Below are 16,889 nucleotides of genomic sequence, written 5' to 3' on the forward strand. Positions count from 1 at the left end.
CGTCTTAAGGACCAGAACCATGCCCATTAAGGGAAGTCCAGTTACCACCCAGGCAAAGCCCAGCTGGTCCAGGCGGAGCGTGGGGGCGGGTTCCGTGAGCGTTACCCGTCGGGTCCAGGGCAGAGCGCCAGGGCGGGGCTGCCGTGGGCGCAATCCGCTCGATCGGGTCCAGGGCGGAGCGTGAGGGCGGATTCCCGTGGGCGCAACCCGTTCGATCGGGTCCAGGGCGAAGCCCGGCGGCGGGGCTGCCGTGGGCGCAACCCGTTCGATCGGGGCCAGGGCGAAGCGTGGGGGCGGGGCTGCCGTGGGCGCAATCCGTTCGATCGGGGCCAGGGCGAAGCGTGGGGGCGGGGCTGCCGTGGGCGCAACCCGTTCGATCGGGGCCAGGGCGAAGCCCGGCGGGGGTCCGGGGGCGGAGCCCCACGGCGTGGGGTCTGGGGCTCGGGCCCCAGAAGAAACGCACGATCCCCCTGGTCCGCGCTCTTCAGCGGACAGGGGGATCCCGGAATCGTGCCCCCGGCAGGATTCGAACCTGCGCTTTCGCCTCCGGAGGGCGACGCTCTATCCCCTGAGCTACGGGGGCTCAAGTACGGACGAGCCTAGCAGGTGTGCCGGGAAGGTCGACAACTGGGTTCCGGCGGGCCGCGGCACAGGAAAGCCCCAAACCACAGCGGTTCGGGGCTCTCCGGTGGAACTCAGCCGGCTTGGACTTTTTTGAGCAGGTCGTCGATCAGGCCCAGCTCGCTCTGCTGGGAGTTGACCATGCTCTGGGCGATCCAGTCGATGTCCTTGTTGTCGGACAGTTTGACGGCTTCCTGGGCCATGTGGATGCCGCCCAGGTGGTGCTGGCGCATCAGGGTCAGGAACTCGGTGTTGAGTTCTTTGCCGCTGGCGCCGCGCAGCTTGGTGAGTTGTTCGGGGGTGGCCATGCCGGGCATGAGGCCGTTGACGATCGAGCCGGCGGAGTTGGGCATCCACTCCATCGGCTGGCGGGTGCTGCTCGGGCTGAGGCCCCAGTCGCGCAGCCAGGCCTGCATGTAGCCGATCTGGCCGTGCTGGGTGAGCGCGATGTCGTTGGCCACGTAGACGATCTCGGGGTCGTCCGAGCGCTGGTGGGCGATCATCGACATTTCCACCGCCTGGGCGTGGTGGGTCGACATGTCGCGTAGGAAGCCGGCTTCGACCGAGTCGTCACCCGGCTTGGTGAAATGCGGGATCGACAGGCCGATGCCGATGCCGAGGGCCACGCCGAGGACGAGGGCCAGCACAGCCCAGACGGGGCCGCGGGGGCGCCGGGCCGGGTCGTGCGGCGCGGCGGCGTCGGCCGCCGCGCCGGGATCTGTCGAGACAGTCATCACTTGTTCATGACCGCGCCGTTGCCCGTGCCCTGCACGGGGCCGGTCGTCGTGTTGCCGCCGGAGCAGGACACGCCGGGCTCGAGGGCGGAGACGGACCGGGTGTCCTTGATGAACTCGTCGATCTTCGGGTCGTTGACGTCGTCGGTCTTGAGCTGGAAGCCCCAGACCTGCACGGAGACGTTCTTGTCGAGGCCGGCGTACGGCGACATGAACATGTAGTCCTTGCCCTCGACCTTGGTCTTGAGCACGTTGACCTGGTCGGCCGCCAGACCCTGTTTGTAGGTGATCCAGACGGCGCCGTGCTCGAGGCTGTGCACCGCGTGCTCGTTGGCGATCGGCGCGTCGTACACGTCGCCGGTGCAGTTCTGCGGGGTCGAGTTGTGCGCGCCGCCGACCGGCGGGCTCGTCACGTACTGCAGGGCGCCCTGCTTGTGGGAGGTGTCGTTGATCGCCGCGTTGTTCTGCTCGCGGTAGTTGACCACGCCGGCGATCTCGGAGACCTTGTCCTGCCAGTCACGGGAGCCCTGCACGGCCGCGTAGACGCCGTAGCCGATGATGCCGGCGGCGATCAGGACGACCACGCCGGCCACGGCGATGGGGCCCCAGTTGCGGCTGCCCGCGACCTTGACCGGGGTGACCGGCTTGCGGCCCTTGCCGCCGCCCTTGCCGGCGGGGCCTTTGCTGCCGGGCTTCTTGCCGGAGGGGGCGCCGGCCGGCGGCTTACCCTGACCGGAGGTCTTGGTGACCTTGACGGAGGACGGGACCCGCTCGGGACCCGGCGTGCTCATGCTCATCGTGCCTCGTCGATTCTTTGTGAGAGAGAGGGCGGGGCTCGGGTGGCCGCCGAGCGACGAAGTCTACCCCCGATAGCATGGCTGGGTGACTCCCGCCAAGCTTGCTGCCACCGTTCTCTCAGCCGCTCGTAGCGTGTTCGAGACCCGCGGGCTCGACACGTCGGCGCTGCCCGAGGCCACGACGGTCGAGCGCCCCCGCAACCCCGAGCACGGTGACTACGCCTCCACGCTAGCCCTTCAGCTGGGCAAAAAGGCTTCAGTGGCGCCGCGCGAGCTGGCCGCCGCCCTCGCCGAGGAGCTGGGCCGCCAGCCGGGCGTGAAGTCGGTGGAGATCGCCGGCCCCGGTTTCCTGAACATCCGCCTCGACGCGGCCGCCGCGGGTGTGCTGGCCCGCGACATCGTGCTGGCCGGTGCGGCGTACGGGCACACCGACACGCTGGCCGGCGAGCGGATCAATCTGGAGTTCGTCTCGGCCAACCCGACCGGCCCGGTGCATATCGGCGGCGTGCGGTGGGCGGCCGTCGGCGACGCGCTGTCCCGGCTGCTGCGCGCGGCGGGCGCCACGGTTGGCACGGAGTACTACTTCAATGACGCCGGGTCCCAGATCGACCGGTTCGCGAAGTCGTTGTACGCCAGCGCCAAGGGTGAGCCCGCCCCCGAGGACGGTTACGGCGGGGAGTACATCGCCGAGATCGCGACGGCGGTGGTGGCCGAGGCGCCGGACGTGCTCAAGCTGGGCGAGCCCGAGGCGCTTGAGACGTTCCGCCGGGTCGGCGTCGAGCTGATGTTCGCCGAGATCAAGCAGTCGCTGACCGAGTTCGGGGTGCGGTTCGACACGTATTTCAACGAGAAGGACCTGCACAACCGGGGCGAGCTGCAGGAAGCCCTCGACCGGCTGCGTGAGCAGGGCCACATCTTCGAAGCCGACGGCGCGACCTGGTTGCGGACGACCGATTTCGGCGACGACAAGGACAGGGTGCTGCGCAAGTCGGACGGGGACTGGACGTATTTCGCCGCCGACTGCGCCTACTACCTCGACAAGCGCAAGCGTGGCTTCGACCGGGTCGTGATCATGCTGGGCGCCGACCACCACGGTTACATCGGCCGCATGAAGGCGATGGCGGCCTGTTTCGGCGACGACCCGGCCAAGAACCTCGAGATTCTCATCGGCCAGCTGGTCAATCTGGTGCGTGACGGCGAGCCCGTACGCATGAGCAAGCGCGCCGGCACGGTAGTGACCTTGGAGGACTTCGTCGACGCGCTGGGTGTCGACGCCTCCCGGTACGCGCTGGCCCGCTACTCGTCGGACTCGCCGATCAACCTCGACATCGCGCGATGGACCCGGGCGAACAACGACAATCCGGTGTACTACGTGCAATACGTCGCCGCCCGTACGTTCAATGTCGGCGTGCAGGCGGCCGAGATCGGCATGGCCCGGGGCGACGCCGCCGATTTCCGTCCCGAGCTGCTCAGCCACGAGAAGGAGAACGAGCTTCTCAAGACGCTGGGGGAGTACCCGGCCGTGGTGGCCCGCTCGGCCGCGCTCCGGGAGCCGCATCACGTGGCGCGCTATCTCGAAGAGGTCGCCGGCGCCTACCACCGCTTCTACGACAAGTGCCGCGTGAAGCCGCAGGGCGACGACCCCATCACCGAGGTCAACATCGCGCGGCTCTGGCTCAACGACGCCACCCGTACGGTGATTGCCAACGGGTTGGGCCTGCTCGGCGTCTCGGCGCCCGAAAGGATGTAGGGATGCGAGCTCATGAGGCCGGGGCGCTGCACGGCGACCTCGGGCAGCGCGGCCCGGCCTGGTTGCGTACGCCGCAGGACGTCAACGCCCTCGTGCCGCAGCTCTGGCCGCGCACGGTGAGCCGCGCCGAGGCCGGTCACCTCGAGATCGGCGGCGTGAGCGTCACCGACCTGGCCGCCGAGCACGGCACCCCGGCGTACTTGCTGGACGAGGAGGACCTGCGCTCGCGCTGCCGGGATTTCGCCGCCGCGTTCGCCGGCTGCGACGTGTACTACGCGGGCAAGTCGTTCCTGTGCAAGGCGGTCGTCCGCATCATCGACGAGGAGGGCCTGCACCTCGACGTCTGTTCGGGCGGCGAGCTGGCGGTGGCGCTGGCGGCCGGCTTCCCGGCCGAGCGGCTCGGGTTCCACGGCAACAACAAGTCGGTCTCGGAGCTGAGCCGGGCCCTCGACGCGGGCGTCGGGCGGATCATCGTGGACTCGTTCGACGAGATCGACCGGCTGACCGCGCTCGCCCGCGAGAAGGGCAAGAGCCCGGACGTCCTGGTTCGGGTCACCGTGGGTGTCGAAGCACACACTCACGAGTTCATCGCGACCGCCCACGAGGATCAGAAGTTCGGATTCTCGCTGGCCGGCGGCTCGGCGTTCCAGGCCGCCGTCAAGATCCTGGACGAGGGCGTCCTCACGCTGAAGGGCCTGCACTCGCACATCGGCTCGCAGATCTTCGACACCAGCGGCTTCGAGGTGGCGGCCCGGCGCGTGCTCGAGCTGCAGGCCCAGATCCGCGACGCGCGCGGCGTCGAGCTGGAGGACCTCGACCTGGGTGGCGGTTTCGGCATCGCCTACACCACCCAGGACGATCCCAGCACCCCCGGCGATCTGGCCAAGCGGCTCCACAAGATCGTCGAGTCGGAGTGCGAGCTGGCCAACCTGAGCAAGCCGCGGCTGTCGATCGAGCCGGGCCGGGCGATCGTCGGGCCCGCGGTGCTGACGCTCTACGAGGTCGGCACGGTCAAGGACGTCGACGGCATCCGGACGTACGTGAGCGTCGACGGCGGCATGAGCGACAACATCCGTACGGCGCTCTATGACGCTTCCTACTCGGCGACGGTGGCCGGGCGGGCCAGCGCCGCCGAGCCGTTGCTGGCCCGCGTGGTGGGAAAGCATTGTGAATCCGGGGACATCGTCGTGAAGGATGAATTCCTGCCCGCCGACGTGCAGCCCGGAGATCTTCTTGCCGTGCCCGGCACCGGCGCCTATTGCCGGAGCATGGCCAGCAACTACAACCACGTCCCTCGGCCGCCTGTGGTGGCGGTGCGCGATGGCGCCTCGCGCGTGATCGTGCGGCGGGAGACCGAGGACGACCTGCTCGCATTGGATGTTGGATGAGCCAGCCTGAATTTGACCGCGGCGGAAAACAGAATGAGGCAGAGCAGGGGAAGTCCGTCCGTGTCGCCCTCTTGGGGTGTGGCACTGTCGGATCCGAGGTCGTACGCCTGCTGAACGTCCAGGCCGAAGACCTGACCGCCCGCATCGGCGCCCCGCTCGAGATCGTCGGGATCGCGGTGCGCCGGCTCGGTCGCGAGCGCGGTGATCTGCCGGTCGACCCGGAGCTGTTCACCACCGACGCGCTCGGCCTGGTCAAGCGCGAGGACGTCGACGTGGTGGTCGAGGTCGTGGGCGGCATCGAACCCGCCCGCACCTGGCTGGTCGAGGCGCTGCGGGCGGGCAAGAGCGTGATCACGGCGAACAAGGCCCTGCTGGCCGAGGACGGCGCGGCGCTGCACGACGCGGCCGCCGAGGGCAACGCCGATCTGTACTACGAGGCCTCGGTGGCCGGCGCGATCCCGCTGCTGCGGCCGTTGCGCGAGTCCCTGCACGGGGACAGGGTCACCCGGGTCACCGGCATCGTGAACGGCACGACGAACTTCATCCTCTCGTCGATGGACTCCTCCGGCGCCGGGTTCAGCGAGGCCCTCGACGAAGCCACCGAGCTGGGTTACGCCGAGGCCGACCCGACGGCCGACGTCGAGGGTTTCGACGCCGCGGCCAAGGCGGCCATCCTGGCCTCGCTCGCCTTCCACTCCCGGGTCACCGCGGCCGACGTCTTCCGTGAGGGGATGACGGGCGTGACCGCCGGCGACATGGCCAGCGCGAAGGAGATGGGCTGCACGATCAAGCTGCTCTGCATCGCCGAGCGCGGGCCCGACTCGTCCGGGCAGGAATCGGTGAGCGTACGCGTGCACCCGGCGATGATTCCGCGCAGCCACCCGCTGGCCGGGGTCGGCGACGCCTTCAACGCGGTGTTCGTCGAGGCCGAGGCGGCCGGTCAGCTCATGTTCTACGGCCGTGGGGCGGGCGGCACGCCGACGGCGAGCGCGGTGCTGGGCGACATCGTGGCGGCCGCGCGCAACCGGCTTTCCGGCACCCGCGCGCCGAGCGAGAGCAATTACGCCGATCTGCCCGTACGACCCATCGGTGAGGCCCTGACCAGGTATCACATCAGCCTCGACGTGGCCGAGCGGCCGGGCGTGCTGGCCGGTGTGGCCGGTGTCTTCGCCCAGCACGAGGTGTCGATCGCGACCGTACGGCAGTCCGGCCGGGCCGAGGACGCCAAGCTGGTCATCGTGACCCACGGCGCGCCCGACGCCAACCTGGCCGCCACCGTGGAAGACCTGTCGAGGCTGGACATCGTACGGTCGATCGCCAGCGTGCTGCGGGTCGAGGGCGGCGCCTGACCGTCCCAGTAAGTGAACTTCTCGTCCCAAGATTCGGCAACCTGCGACATTCTGGGGCGTCGAGGCCAACCGTGAGGAGCACAGTCATGTATCGGGGACTCATCGAGGCGTATCGGGACCGGCTGCCGGTCACCGACAAGACCCCGGTGGTCACGCTGCACGAGGGCAACACGCCGCTCGTGCCGGCGCCGGTGCTCTCCGCGCGTACAGGGGCCGACGTCTACCTCAAGGTCGAGGGGGCCAACCCGACCGGGTCGTTCAAGGACCGCGGGATGACCATGGCCGTGTCCAAGGCCGTGGAGGAGGGCGCCAAGGCGATCATCTGCGCGTCCACCGGCAACACCAGCGCCTCCGCGGCGGCGTACGCGGCCCGTGCCGGGGTGACCTGCGCGGTGCTCGTGCCGCAGGGCAAGATCGCGCTGGGCAAGCTGGCCCAGGCGCTCGTCCACGGCGCGAAGTTGCTGCAGGTCAACGGCAACTTCGACGACTGTCTGGCGCTCGCCTCGAAGCTGTCCCAGGACTTCCCGGTCTCGCTGGTCAACTCGGTCAACATCTTCCGCCTGCACGGTCAGAAGACGGCCGCCTTCGAGATCGTCGAGGCGCTGGGCGACGCCCCCGACATCCACTGCCTGCCGGTCGGCAACGCCGGCAACATCTCGGCGTACTGGATGGGTTATCAGGAGGACCACGAGGCCGGCAACAGCACCCGCCGGCCGCGCATGTTCGGTTTCCAGGCCTCGGGCGCCGCGCCGATCGTGACCGGCAAGGTGGTCGAGGAGCCCTCGACGATCGCCACCGCCATCCGCATCGGCAACCCGGCCAGCTGGACCAAGGCGCTGGACGCCCGTGACTCCTCGGGCGGGCTGATCTCGGCCGTCACCGACCGCGAGATCCTCACCGCGTACCGCCTGCTGGCCCGCGAGGTCGGGGTGTTCGTCGAGCTCGGCAGCGCGGCCAGCGTCGCGGGACTGCTGCAGCAGGCGGCCGAGGGCAGGGTCCCGGCCGGCTCGACCGTGGTCTGCACCGTCACCGGCCACGGCCTCAAGGACCCGGAGTGGGCGATCTCGACAGCGCCGTCGCCCACCACGATCCAGAACGACGTGCTCATCGCGGCCCGTGAGCTGGGTCTGGCCTAGCTCTCGTCGGCCGCCTTGAGGATCAGCCGGGTGGCCTGAGCGATCAGGTCGAGCTCGTCGGCTGAGAGCCGGCTGAGGAGCGTACGCATTCGCGCCTGCCCGGCGTTCAGGATGCTCCCGATGAGATCTCGGCCAGTACGGGTGAGCGCGATCCGGCGTACGCGCCGATCGTGCGGGTCCTCCGTGCGGGCCACCAGGTCCTGCACCACGAGCCGGTCGATCATGCCGGTCAGCGCGGCCGCGCCGATGCCGAGCATGCCGGCCAGCTCGCTGCCGGAGACAGAGCCGTGACGGGCGAGCAGCATGAGGATCTTGAGCTGCGACAGGGTCAGGTGCGACGAGAAGAGCGGATCCTCCCGGTCCTCGGCGATCAGATCCTGCAGCTGCTGCTGGGCGCTCATAATGTCCGCGATGAGCTGTTCCTTGCTGGCTATCGCCGACCCCTCCTCTGTCGCGCGCCGATGGCCTGCCCGCGTCGCCGTCCGACCACCCCGCCCACCGGCCAAACCGGGCGAGGCGCGGCATTTCACGACGGACGGTACCAGCGCACCCCGGCGGAAAACCATTTGTTCGTGTCGGGCAAACTATTAATGCTGGACGAACCATTACCGGGGGAGCGCACATGTCATTCCTGACCCGGCTGAGCCTGGCCAACAGGGGGCTCGTAGCCCTGATCGCCGTTGTCATCACGGGCTTCGGCATCTTCGCCATACCGTCGTTGAAACAGCAACTGTTCCCGTCGATCGAGTTCCCCGCGGCCTTCGTGGTCGCGTCGCTCCCCGGCGCCGGCCCCGAGATCATCCAGGACCAGATCACGGAGCCGCTCGAGGACGCCGCCAAGGGCCTGGACGGCATCGACAGCGTCACGTCGAGCACCCGCGAGGGCCTGGCGACCGTGACCGTCGCCTTCGTCTTCGGCACCGACATCGACTCCGCGGTCAACCAGCTCACCACCGCGGTCAACCGGGTGCAGCCGACCCTGCCCGACAACGTCACGCCCAGCATCTTCGCGGGCGGCACCGACGACATCCCGGCGATCGTGCTGGCCGCGTCGGGCGGCGGCGACGAGAGCGAGCTGCTCGACCGGCTCAACGACACCGTCGTCCCGGAGCTCAACGCGATCGAGGGCGTCCGCGACACGCAGATCACCGGCGCCCGCGCGGCCCAGGTCGTGATCACACCCGACTTCGCCAAGCTCACCGCGGCCGGGGTCACTCCGCAGGCGCTCACCACGGTGCTCCAGCAGAACGGCATCTCGGTGCCGGCGGGCGCGGTCAACGAGGGCAGCCGGTCGCTGACCGTGCAGGTCGGCAGCCCGCTCACCTCGATCGACCAGCTCAAGCAGGTCTACCTCACCGGCGCTCGCGGCCCGGTGCAGCTCGGCTCGGTCGCCGCGGTCGAGAGCAAGCTGCCCGCGCCCACCTCGTACACCCGCACCGACGGGCGCGACAGCCTGGGCATCACCGTCACCGCGCGGCCCGACGGCAACCCGGTCGACATCTCGCACGCGGTCCGCGACAAGCTGGACGAGCTGCAGAAGGCCTCCGGCGCCACGCTGACCGTGGTCGTCGACCAGGCGCCGTTCGTCGAGCGCTCGATCGAGAGCCTCACCACCGAGGGCCTGCTCGGCCTCGTGATGGCCGTGATCGTCATCCTGGTCTTCCTGCTCTCGGTGCGTTCGACGCTGGTCACGGCCGTGTCGATCCCGCTGTCGGTGCTGATCGCCCTGATCGCCCTCTGGATCGGCGACTTCACCCTCAACCTGCTCACCCTGGGCGCGCTGACCATCGCGGTCGGCCGGGTGGTCGACGACTCGATCGTCGTCCTGGAGAACATCAAGAGACACCTGGAGTACGGGGAACCGAAGGTCCACGCGATCATCTCGGCCGTCCGCGAGGTGTCCGGCGCGGTGACCGCCTCCACCCTGACCACGGTGGCCGTGTTCGCCCCCATCGCCCTGGTCGGCGGGTTCGTCGGCCAGATCTTCTCGTCGTTCGCCATCACGGTCACCGTGGCCCTGCTGGCCTCGCTGCTGGTGGCGCTGACCGTGGTGCCCGTGCTGGCGTACTGGTTCCTCAAGCCGCCGCCGGCCGACGCCGACTCCGAGGCCATCCGCCGGGCCGCCGAGGAGAAGGAGCGGCGCAGCCCGCTGCAGCGCGGGTACCTGCCTGTGATCAACTTCGCCACCAAGCGGCGCTGGACCACGCTGGCGATCGGTCTCGTCGTGCTGATCGGCACGCTGGGCCTGGCGACCCGGCTCGAGACGAACTTCCTCGACCAGTCCGGCCAGGACTCGTTGTCGATCACGCAGGAGATGCCGGTCGGCACCAACCTGGCCGCCACCGACGCCGCGGCCAAGCAGGTCGAGCAGGTGCTGGCCGACACCGAGGGCGTCAAGACCTATCAGGTGTCGCTCGGCAGCGGCGGCGACTTCAACCCGTTCGCCGGGGGCGGCGGCGCCAGCACGGCCAGCTTCAACGTCGGCCTCGACGAGGACGCCGACGCGGTCAAGCTCACCGACGAACTGCGCGACAAGTTCGCCGCGATGAACGGCATCGGCGAGGTCAGCATCGGTGGCGACAACTCCGGCCTCGGCGGGGGCAACGAGCTCTCGGTCGAGGTCAAGGCGGCCGACCCAGAGGCGCTGACCCAGGCGAGCGACCAGGTGCAGCAGGCCATGTCGGCCACCGGCGGCGTCATCGAGGTGAAGAGCTCGCTGGCCGCCAGCGTCCCGCGGCTGCAGGTCACGGTGAAACGCCAGGTGGCCGCCTCGTACGGGCTGACCGAGGCAGGCATCGCGCAGAGCGTGGCCGGCGTGTTCCGGTCGGCGCCCGCGGGACAGATGACCGTCGACGGTGCCGGTCAGGACGTGGTGATCTCGTTCGGTGCGGCGCCCGCCGACCCGGCCGCGCTGGGCAAGCTGCCGATCACCTCGGCCCGCGGCCCGGTGCCGCTCAGCACCCTGGCCGAGATCAAGGAGGTCAGCGGCCCCGAGGAGGTCACCCGCGTCGACGGCGACCGCACGGTGACCGTGACCGGAACGGCGACCGGTTCCGACCTCGGCGCCACCACCCGTGAGCTGCAGAAGAAGCTCGACGAGCTGACCCTGCCGGCCGGCGCGTCGGCGACCGTCGGCGGAGCCAGCGCCGACCAGGCCGAGGCGTTCCAGCAGCTGGGCCTGGCCGTGCTGGCGGCCATCGCGATCGTCTTCATCATCATGGTGGCCACGTTCCGCAGCCTCATCCAGCCGGTGATCCTGCTGGTGTCGATCCCGTTCGCGGCGACCGGCGCGATCGCGCTGCTGCTGATCACCGGCACCCCGCTCGGCGTGCCGGCGCTGATCGGTGTGTTGATGCTCGTCGGCATCGTGGTGACGAATGCCATCGTGCTGATGGATCTGATCAACCATTACCGGGCGGCCGGGATGGGCGTGCAGGAAGCGGTGATCGAGGGCGGCCGGCACCGCCTGCGGCCGATCCTGATGACCGCCATCGCGACCATCTTCGCCCTGATCCCGATGGCGCTCGGCCTGACCGGCGAGGGTGGCTTCATCTCGCAGCCACTGGCCATTGTGGTCATCGGCGGCCTGGTCAGCTCGACGCTGCTGACCCTGGTGCTGGTGCCGACGCTCTACACGATGGTCGAGAACAGCAAGGAGAAGCGCCGTCTCAAGCGGCTGGCCAAGCGTGGCGGCGGTGTCACCCCGCCCGGGAAGCCGGAAGAGCCCGGCGACGGCGGTTCCGGCGAGCCCGACGAGCCGGTCCAGCCGGAACCCCAGCCGAGCGGCGCGCTGCGGGGCTACACCGACCAGTTCGAGGTGCTGAAGATGCCCAAGCGCCCCGGCACCGCATCGGAGTAACGACGTGAGACCCGGGCGGCCGGTGCCTGATCCGGCCGCCCGGTAACGTCGGTGTACGTGGCAACAGCGTTCTCGGTCGTTACTCGGAACAGGGACTTCCGGCGGCTGTTCGCGGCCGAGCTGGTCGTGTTCGGCGCCGACTGGTTCGTGATGGTCCCCCTGCTCGTGCTGCTGCCCGAGCTCACCGGCAGCGGCATCTGGGGCGGCCTCGTCCTGGCCGCCGACACCGGCATCAACGCGCTGCTGCTGCCGTACACCGGCACTATCGCCGACCGGTTCGACCGGCGCAAGATCCTGATTGTCGCGAACCTGGCCGCCGTCCTGGCGGTGCTGCTGCTGTTCGCGGTCCGCTCGGCCGCGACTGCCCCGCTGGCCCTGGTCGCGATCGGCGCGATGGCGGTGGCGAAGGCCTTCTACTCCCCGGCCGCCTCGGCCGCGCTGCCCAACGTCGTGGACCCGGACGACCTGGCCGCGGCGAACACCGTCGCAGGCTCGGCCTGGGGCACCATGACGATCGTCGGCGCCTCGCTCGGTGGTGTGGTCGGTGCGGCTTTCGGCCCGTACGCATGTTTCGGCATCACCGCCGTGCTGCTGATCCTGGGCGCCGCGCTGACGTTCACCATCCGCCGTCCGCTGCAGGCCGGCCGCGAAGCGGGCACCCCGGCGCCGCGAACCCGGCACGCGCTGCGTGAATCGCTCGGCTATCTGCGGCAGAACCCGCGCATCCGGGCGCTGGTGACGGTGAAGATGGCGGCCGGGCTCGGCAACGGCGTGCTGACCGTCTTCCCCCTGATCGCCGGGCTGCACGGCGCCGGGGTGCTCGGCGCGGGCCTGCTTTTCGCCGTACGGGGGGCCGGGGCGCTCGCCGGACCGTTCGTGCTCGGCCCGGTGCTGCGCCGCCGGTCGTGGCTTTTCCCCGGACTCGCGCTCTCGATGGCTCTTTACGGTATCGGCTATCTCGGCGTGGCCGCGGCGCCGTGGTTCCCGCTGGTGGTCGCGCTGGTCTTCGTCGCGCACCTGGCGGGCGGGGCCAACTGGGTGCTCTCGAACTACGCGCTGCAGGGCGAGGTGCCCGACCGGTTGCGGGGCCGCGTCTTCTCGACCGACCTGATGCTGGCCACGCTCGCCATCGCAATCAGCCAGCTGGGCGCGACTGCCGTGGTCGACTTCGTCGACGAGTGGGTGATCCTGGCCGGCTGCGGCGCTGTCACGCTGCTGTATGCGATCGGCTGGCGGTTCGCGACCCGCAACGTTGCCCGTGCTCAGCCGTCAGCGGTTGGCGCCGATTAGCGGAGGATCCGCCGCGCCCAGGCGTCAGCGGTCGGCGTCGGCCGGCGCCGAATTGGCCGCGCTCGGCTGTCAGCGGTTGGCGCCGATTGGCGGAGGATCCGCCGCGCCCAGGCGTCAGCGGTCGGGGCCGACCGTACCGGGAAGGTGGCCGGGCCCGACTGGGCCGGGGAAGGGGCTTGGGCCGGGCGGGTCCGCCGCGCGGGCGGTCTCGGAGCGGATCGTGACGAAGGCGCCGATCAGCAGGGCCAGCCCGCACGCGAACAGCAGCGTGAACAGGAACGACACGATGCTGCTGACCACCCCGAACTGGGTCGACGACCAGTCGAGCTGCAGTATGACCTGGGTGAACGCGAGTTGGAAGGCCATCGACGCGATCGTCTCGGCCAGCAGCACGATCAGGCCGGCCCGGGCCAGCATGTGGCTGCGCCCGGGCAGTCTCTTCTCTGGCCGGCCGAGCAGGGCCAGGCCGATCACCAGCACGACCAGCACCGGCAACTGCACGACGAGGAAACCGAAGAGGGCGGACATCACATTCACGCGCTGAACCTACCGGCCGGGTACGACACTAGATCAACCCCTAGTCTGTGGCGATGGGCCTGACCTTCGCCTCCGAGCCGGTTTCCGTGCGCACGCCGGCCACCAGCGCCAACCTGGGTCCCGGGTTCGACGCGCTGGGCCTCGCCCTGACTCTGTACGACGACTTGACCGCCCGCGTCACCGACGGCGGGTTCACCGTCACGGTCACCGGCGAGGGGGCGGGCGAGTTGCCCGGCGACGAGACCCACCTGGTGCTGCGCGCGATGCTGGCGACCTTCGACGAGTTCGGCGAGCGCCCGCCCGGCCTGGCCGTCGAGTGCGTCAACCGCATCCCGCAGGCGCGCGGCCTCGGCTCCTCGTCGGCGGCCGTCGTCGGCGGCGTGCAACTGGCGCGTGGCCTGGTGGCGAACGGTCTGCGAACGATCGGCGACGAGGACGCGCTGCGCATCGCGGCCCGGCTCGAGGGCCACCCCGACAACGTGGCGCCCTGCCTGCTCGGCGGGTTCACCATCGCCTGGACGGAGGGCGCCGGCGCGCGGGCCGTGAAGCTGGCGCCGGCCGCCGACGTGCACCCGACAGTCTTCATTCCGGCCGAGCGGGGTTACACGTCGTCGGCCCGCGCCGCCCTGCCGCCCGAGGTGCCGCACGCCGACGCCTCCTTCAACGCGGGCCGCGCCGCGCTGCTGACCCACGCCTTGACCAGCGATCCCGGTCTGCTCCTCGCAGCCACCGAGGATCGGCTGCACCAGGGCTATCGGGCCGAGGGCATGCCCGGCACGGCCTCGCTCGTGGCCTCGCTGCGGTCGGTCGGTGTGGCCGCCGTGGTCAGCGGCGCCGGCCCCTCGGTGCTGGCGTTGACGCAGGTGCCGGCCGATTTCCATCCGGGAACAGAATGGCGCGCCGAGTCGTTGGGCGTGGATGGCGGCGGTGCTCTTGTCAAAGGGAGTATGGTGGAACTCGCCTAGCGGGGCCCTGTTGCCGCAGGTCGCACGAGTTGACTACGCTCAAGACCTAGCACAGCCGCGAAGCGAGCGATCTCTGCGGTTCGGCGCGCACCCCCGAGACTCCCAAGGCCTTATCGGCCGTCTCACCTCTCCACAGGCACACGCCGGACAGCAGCGGATATGTCGCTGCACTCGCCGAGACCTACCCGTCAGCCCCTGGCGGGCAGGGACACCGTCGAGCTGCCGTGCTGCAAAAACTCCCGCGCCGCTTTGCGAGGCGGGGTAACCGGAACTCCCGGCCACCAGGCTGCAGAACCGGGAGTCTCGGGCTTTTTCCGACGGAAGGAATCCATTGAGCGACACCACCGACGTGACGTCGGGTGTTTCTGACGTCGCTGACGCCGGCGCTAGCACCACCGCGACGGCCACGAAGCGCCGCCGTGGCGGCACCGGCCTGTCCGCGATGCTGCTGCCCGAGCTGCAGAGCCTCGCCGCGTCCCTCGGCATCTCCGGCACCGCCCGGATGCGCAAGGGCGAACTGATCACCGCGATCACCGAGCGTCAGAGCGGCGGTGCGCCCGCCGAGAGCGCCCCGCAGCCGCGCCGTAGCCAGGCCGTCAAGGCCGACACCGCTGCGCCCGCGCCCGCCGAGACCGCGCCCGCCCCGGTCGTCGCCACGGCCCCCGTGGCCGCTTCGGCCAAGGCCGAGCCGCCCGCCGTCCAGACGGCCCCGGCCGACGCGCCCACCGGTCCGGTCGGCGCGGTCGCTACCGAGGCGTCGCCTGCCGTGCAGCCGGAGGCGGCTCCGGCCGCCGAGGGTGGCAGCCGCCGTGGCCGCAACCGCGACCGGGAGTCCCGTGAGCACCGCGAGTCGCGCGAGCCCCGGGAGCCCCGCGAGTCGACGGCCCCGGCCGGCGAGACCGAGACGGCCGAGCGCAGCGAGCGTCCCGAGCGGGGCGAGCGCAACCGTGACCGGCAGCGCAACGACCGGCAGCGCGAGGATCGCCAGCGCGACGACCGCCCGCGTGAGGACCGTCAGCGTGACGACCGCCAGCGCAACGACGGCCGTAACGAGGGCCGTAACGACCTGGGTCGTAACAACAACGACGAGGACGACGACAACGACGGTGGCGAGGGCGGCCGCCGGAGCCGGCGCAGCCGTTTCCGTGACCGCCGGCGTGGCCGTGACCGCGACGGCGGCGAGGGCGGTCAGCGCGACGGCGGCGGCCGCGAGCCGCACGTCAGCGAGGAGGACGTGCTCGTCCCCGTGGCCGGCATCCTCGACGTGCTCGACAACTACGCGTTCGTCCGTACGACCGGTTACCTCTCCGGCCCCAACGACGTGTACGTGTCGATGTCGCAGGTCAAGAAGCACGGCCTGCGCCGCGGCGACGCGGTCACCGGCGCCGTGCGGGCCACCCCGCGCGACGGTGGTGGCGACTCGCGCCGCGACAAGTACAACCCGCTGGTCCGGCTGGACACCATCAACGGGATGGAGCCCGAGGAGGCCCGGCGTCGTCCGGAGTTCTACAAGCTCACCCCGCTGTACCCGCAGGAGCGTCTGCGCCTCGAGACCGAGCCGCACATCCTGACCACGCGCGTCATCGACCTGGTCATGCCGATCGGCAAGGGCCAGCGGGCGCTCATCGTCTCGCCGCCCAAGGCCGGTAAGACGATGGTGCTGCAGGCGATCGCCAACGCGATCACCCACAACAACCCCGAGTGCCACCTGATGGTCGTGCTGGTCGACGAGCGGCCCGAAGAGGTCACCGACATGCAGCGATCGGTCAAGGGCGAGGTCGTCGCGGCCACGTTCGACCGGCCGCCGCAGGACCACACCACGGTCGCCGAGCTGGCGATCGAGCGGGCCAAGCGCCTCGTCGAGCTCGGCCACGACGTGGTCGTCCTGCTCGACTCGGTGACGCGGCTCGGCCGGTCGTACAACCTGGCCGCGCCGGCCTCCGGCCGCATCATGTCGGGTGGTATCGATTCGACGGCGCTCTATCCGCCGAAGCGGTTCCTGGGTGCGGCGCGCAACATCGAGAACGGTGGCTCGCTCACCATTCTCGCGACCGCGCTGGTCGAGACCGGCTCGATGATGGACACGGTGATCTTCGAGGAGTTCAAGGGCACGGGTAACGCCGAGCTCAAGCTCGACCGCAAGATCGCCGACAAGCGGGTCTTCCCGGCCATCGACATCGACCCGTCCGGCACGCGTAAGGAAGAGATCCTGCTCGGCAAGGAAGAGCTGGCGATCATCCACAAGCTCCGGAAGGTGCTGCACTCGCTCGACTCGGGGGCGGCGCTCGACCTGCTGCTCGACCGGCTCAAGCAGACCCGGACGAACGTGGAGTTCCTGATGCAGATCGCGAAGTCGACGCCCGGCGAGTAAACAGCGGAAAAGGACGCGGCCTTTCCTCACGGAGAGGCCGCGTCCTTTTTGTCGCACAGTGTGTGTGTCCGATACCGGTCAGGGCCGTGCGA

At 70.2% G+C, this 16,889-nt stretch carries 12 protein-coding genes and 1 tRNA gene; 8 read left to right on the forward strand and 5 right to left on the reverse strand.

The features are described 5' to 3' along the window. Nucleotides 1–511 precede the first annotated feature (511 nt). From C8E87_RS20835 to C8E87_RS20845, 3 genes are all read right to left on the reverse strand, one after another. Nucleotides 512–583: transfer RNA gene (locus tag C8E87_RS20835), tRNA-Arg, on the reverse strand. A gap of 112 nt (nt 584–695) precedes the next feature. Next, a complete protein-coding gene (locus C8E87_RS20840) occupies nt 696–1,355 on the reverse strand; it encodes a DUF305 domain-containing protein (RefSeq protein WP_133874649.1) in 660 nt (219 codons plus the stop codon). Then, nucleotides 1,355–2,152, reverse strand: a complete 798-nt coding sequence (locus C8E87_RS20845; RefSeq protein ID WP_239079838.1) for a thioredoxin-like domain-containing protein — start codon at nt 2,150–2,152, stop codon at nt 1,355–1,357. The genes C8E87_RS20840 and C8E87_RS20845 overlap by 1 nt, the downstream gene beginning before the upstream one ends. Nucleotides 2,153–2,237: 85 nt before the next feature. Here C8E87_RS20845 and argS point away from each other — a divergent pair, with 85 nt between their 5' ends. The 4 genes from argS (at nt 2,238) to thrC (ending at nt 7,775) form a co-directional block, all read left to right on the forward strand. Continuing rightward, nucleotides 2,238–3,902: an arginine--tRNA ligase gene (gene argS / locus C8E87_RS20850; RefSeq protein WP_133874650.1), complete on the forward strand. Its 1,665-nt coding sequence runs from the start codon at nt 2,238–2,240 to the stop codon at nt 3,900–3,902. 2 nt (nt 3,903–3,904) lie between these two features. Beyond that, nucleotides 3,905–5,290, forward strand: a complete 1,386-nt coding sequence (gene lysA / locus C8E87_RS20855) for a diaminopimelate decarboxylase (protein ID WP_133874651.1) — start codon at nt 3,905–3,907, stop codon at nt 5,288–5,290. Then, nucleotides 5,287–6,639: a homoserine dehydrogenase gene (locus C8E87_RS20860; RefSeq protein ID WP_133874652.1), complete on the forward strand. Its 1,353-nt coding sequence runs from the start codon at nt 5,287–5,289 to the stop codon at nt 6,637–6,639. Before lysA ends, C8E87_RS20860 begins: the two co-directional genes overlap by 4 nt. Before the next feature lie 86 nt (nt 6,640–6,725). Next, on the forward strand, nt 6,726–7,775 hold the full coding sequence (thrC, locus tag C8E87_RS20865) for a threonine synthase (protein WP_133874653.1): 1,050 nt from the start codon (nt 6,726–6,728) through the stop codon (nt 7,773–7,775). Here the strand turns inward: thrC and C8E87_RS20870 are convergent. Then, on the reverse strand, nt 7,772–8,176 hold the full coding sequence (locus tag C8E87_RS20870; RefSeq protein WP_239079839.1) for a MarR family winged helix-turn-helix transcriptional regulator: 405 nt from the start codon (nt 8,174–8,176) through the stop codon (nt 7,772–7,774). The two genes, thrC and C8E87_RS20870, sit on opposite strands and share 4 nt — an antisense overlap. A 221-nt stretch (nt 8,177–8,397) precedes the next feature. Between C8E87_RS20870 and C8E87_RS20875 the strand changes: the two genes are divergently transcribed. Continuing rightward, on the forward strand, nt 8,398–11,634 hold the full coding sequence (locus tag C8E87_RS20875) for an efflux RND transporter permease subunit (RefSeq protein ID WP_133874654.1): 3,237 nt from the start codon (nt 8,398–8,400) through the stop codon (nt 11,632–11,634). Nucleotides 11,635–11,691: 57 nt separating this feature from the next. Beyond that, nucleotides 11,692–12,924, forward strand: a complete 1,233-nt coding sequence (locus C8E87_RS20880; protein WP_133874655.1) for an MFS transporter — start codon at nt 11,692–11,694, stop codon at nt 12,922–12,924. Nucleotides 12,925–13,038: 114 nt separating this feature from the next. On the opposite strand, the gene C8E87_RS20885 is transcribed toward C8E87_RS20880, so the two are convergent. Beyond that, nucleotides 13,039–13,461 carry a hypothetical protein gene (locus tag C8E87_RS20885; protein ID WP_133874656.1) on the reverse strand — a complete coding sequence of 141 codons (423 nt, stop codon included), beginning with the start codon at nt 13,459–13,461 and terminating at the stop codon, nt 13,039–13,041. A gap of 53 nt (nt 13,462–13,514) precedes the next feature. Here C8E87_RS20885 and thrB point away from each other — a divergent pair, with 53 nt between their 5' ends. Both thrB and rho read left to right on the forward strand, forming a co-directional pair. After that, a complete protein-coding gene (gene thrB / locus C8E87_RS20890; RefSeq protein ID WP_133874657.1) occupies nt 13,515–14,426 on the forward strand; it encodes a homoserine kinase in 912 nt (303 codons plus the stop codon). A 331-nt stretch (nt 14,427–14,757) separates the two neighbouring features. Next, nucleotides 14,758–16,797: a transcription termination factor Rho gene (gene rho / locus C8E87_RS20895; RefSeq protein WP_133874658.1), complete on the forward strand. Its 2,040-nt coding sequence runs from the start codon at nt 14,758–14,760 to the stop codon at nt 16,795–16,797. Nucleotides 16,798–16,889 lie beyond the last annotated feature (92 nt).

Origin of the sequence: Paractinoplanes brasiliensis (assembly GCF_004362215.1) — a bacterium.
Taxonomy (GTDB): Bacteria; Actinomycetota; Actinomycetes; order Mycobacteriales; family Micromonosporaceae; genus Actinoplanes; species Actinoplanes brasiliensis.

Bases quoted from the DNA above. Each gene is read 5' to 3' on its own strand.
- C8E87_RS20840 (WP_133874649.1), bottom strand. From the start codon at position 1,355: ATGACTGTCTCGACAGATCCCGGCGCGGCGGCCGACGCCGCCGCGCCG.
- C8E87_RS20845 (WP_239079838.1), bottom strand. From the start codon at position 2,152: ATGAGCATGAGCACGCCGGGTCCCGAGCGGGTCCCGTCCTCCGTCAAG.
- lysA (WP_133874651.1), top strand. From the start codon at position 3,905: ATGCGAGCTCATGAGGCCGGGGCGCTGCACGGCGACCTCGGGCAGCGC.
- C8E87_RS20860 (WP_133874652.1), top strand. From the start codon at position 5,287: ATGAGCCAGCCTGAATTTGACCGCGGCGGAAAACAGAATGAGGCAGAG.
- thrC (WP_133874653.1), top strand. From the start codon at position 6,726: ATGTATCGGGGACTCATCGAGGCGTATCGGGACCGGCTGCCGGTCACC.
- C8E87_RS20870 (WP_239079839.1), bottom strand. From the start codon at position 8,176: ATGAGCGCCCAGCAGCAGCTGCAGGATCTGATCGCCGAGGACCGGGAG.
- C8E87_RS20875 (WP_133874654.1), top strand. From the start codon at position 8,398: ATGTCATTCCTGACCCGGCTGAGCCTGGCCAACAGGGGGCTCGTAGCC.
- thrB (WP_133874657.1), top strand. From the start codon at position 13,515: ATGGGCCTGACCTTCGCCTCCGAGCCGGTTTCCGTGCGCACGCCGGCC.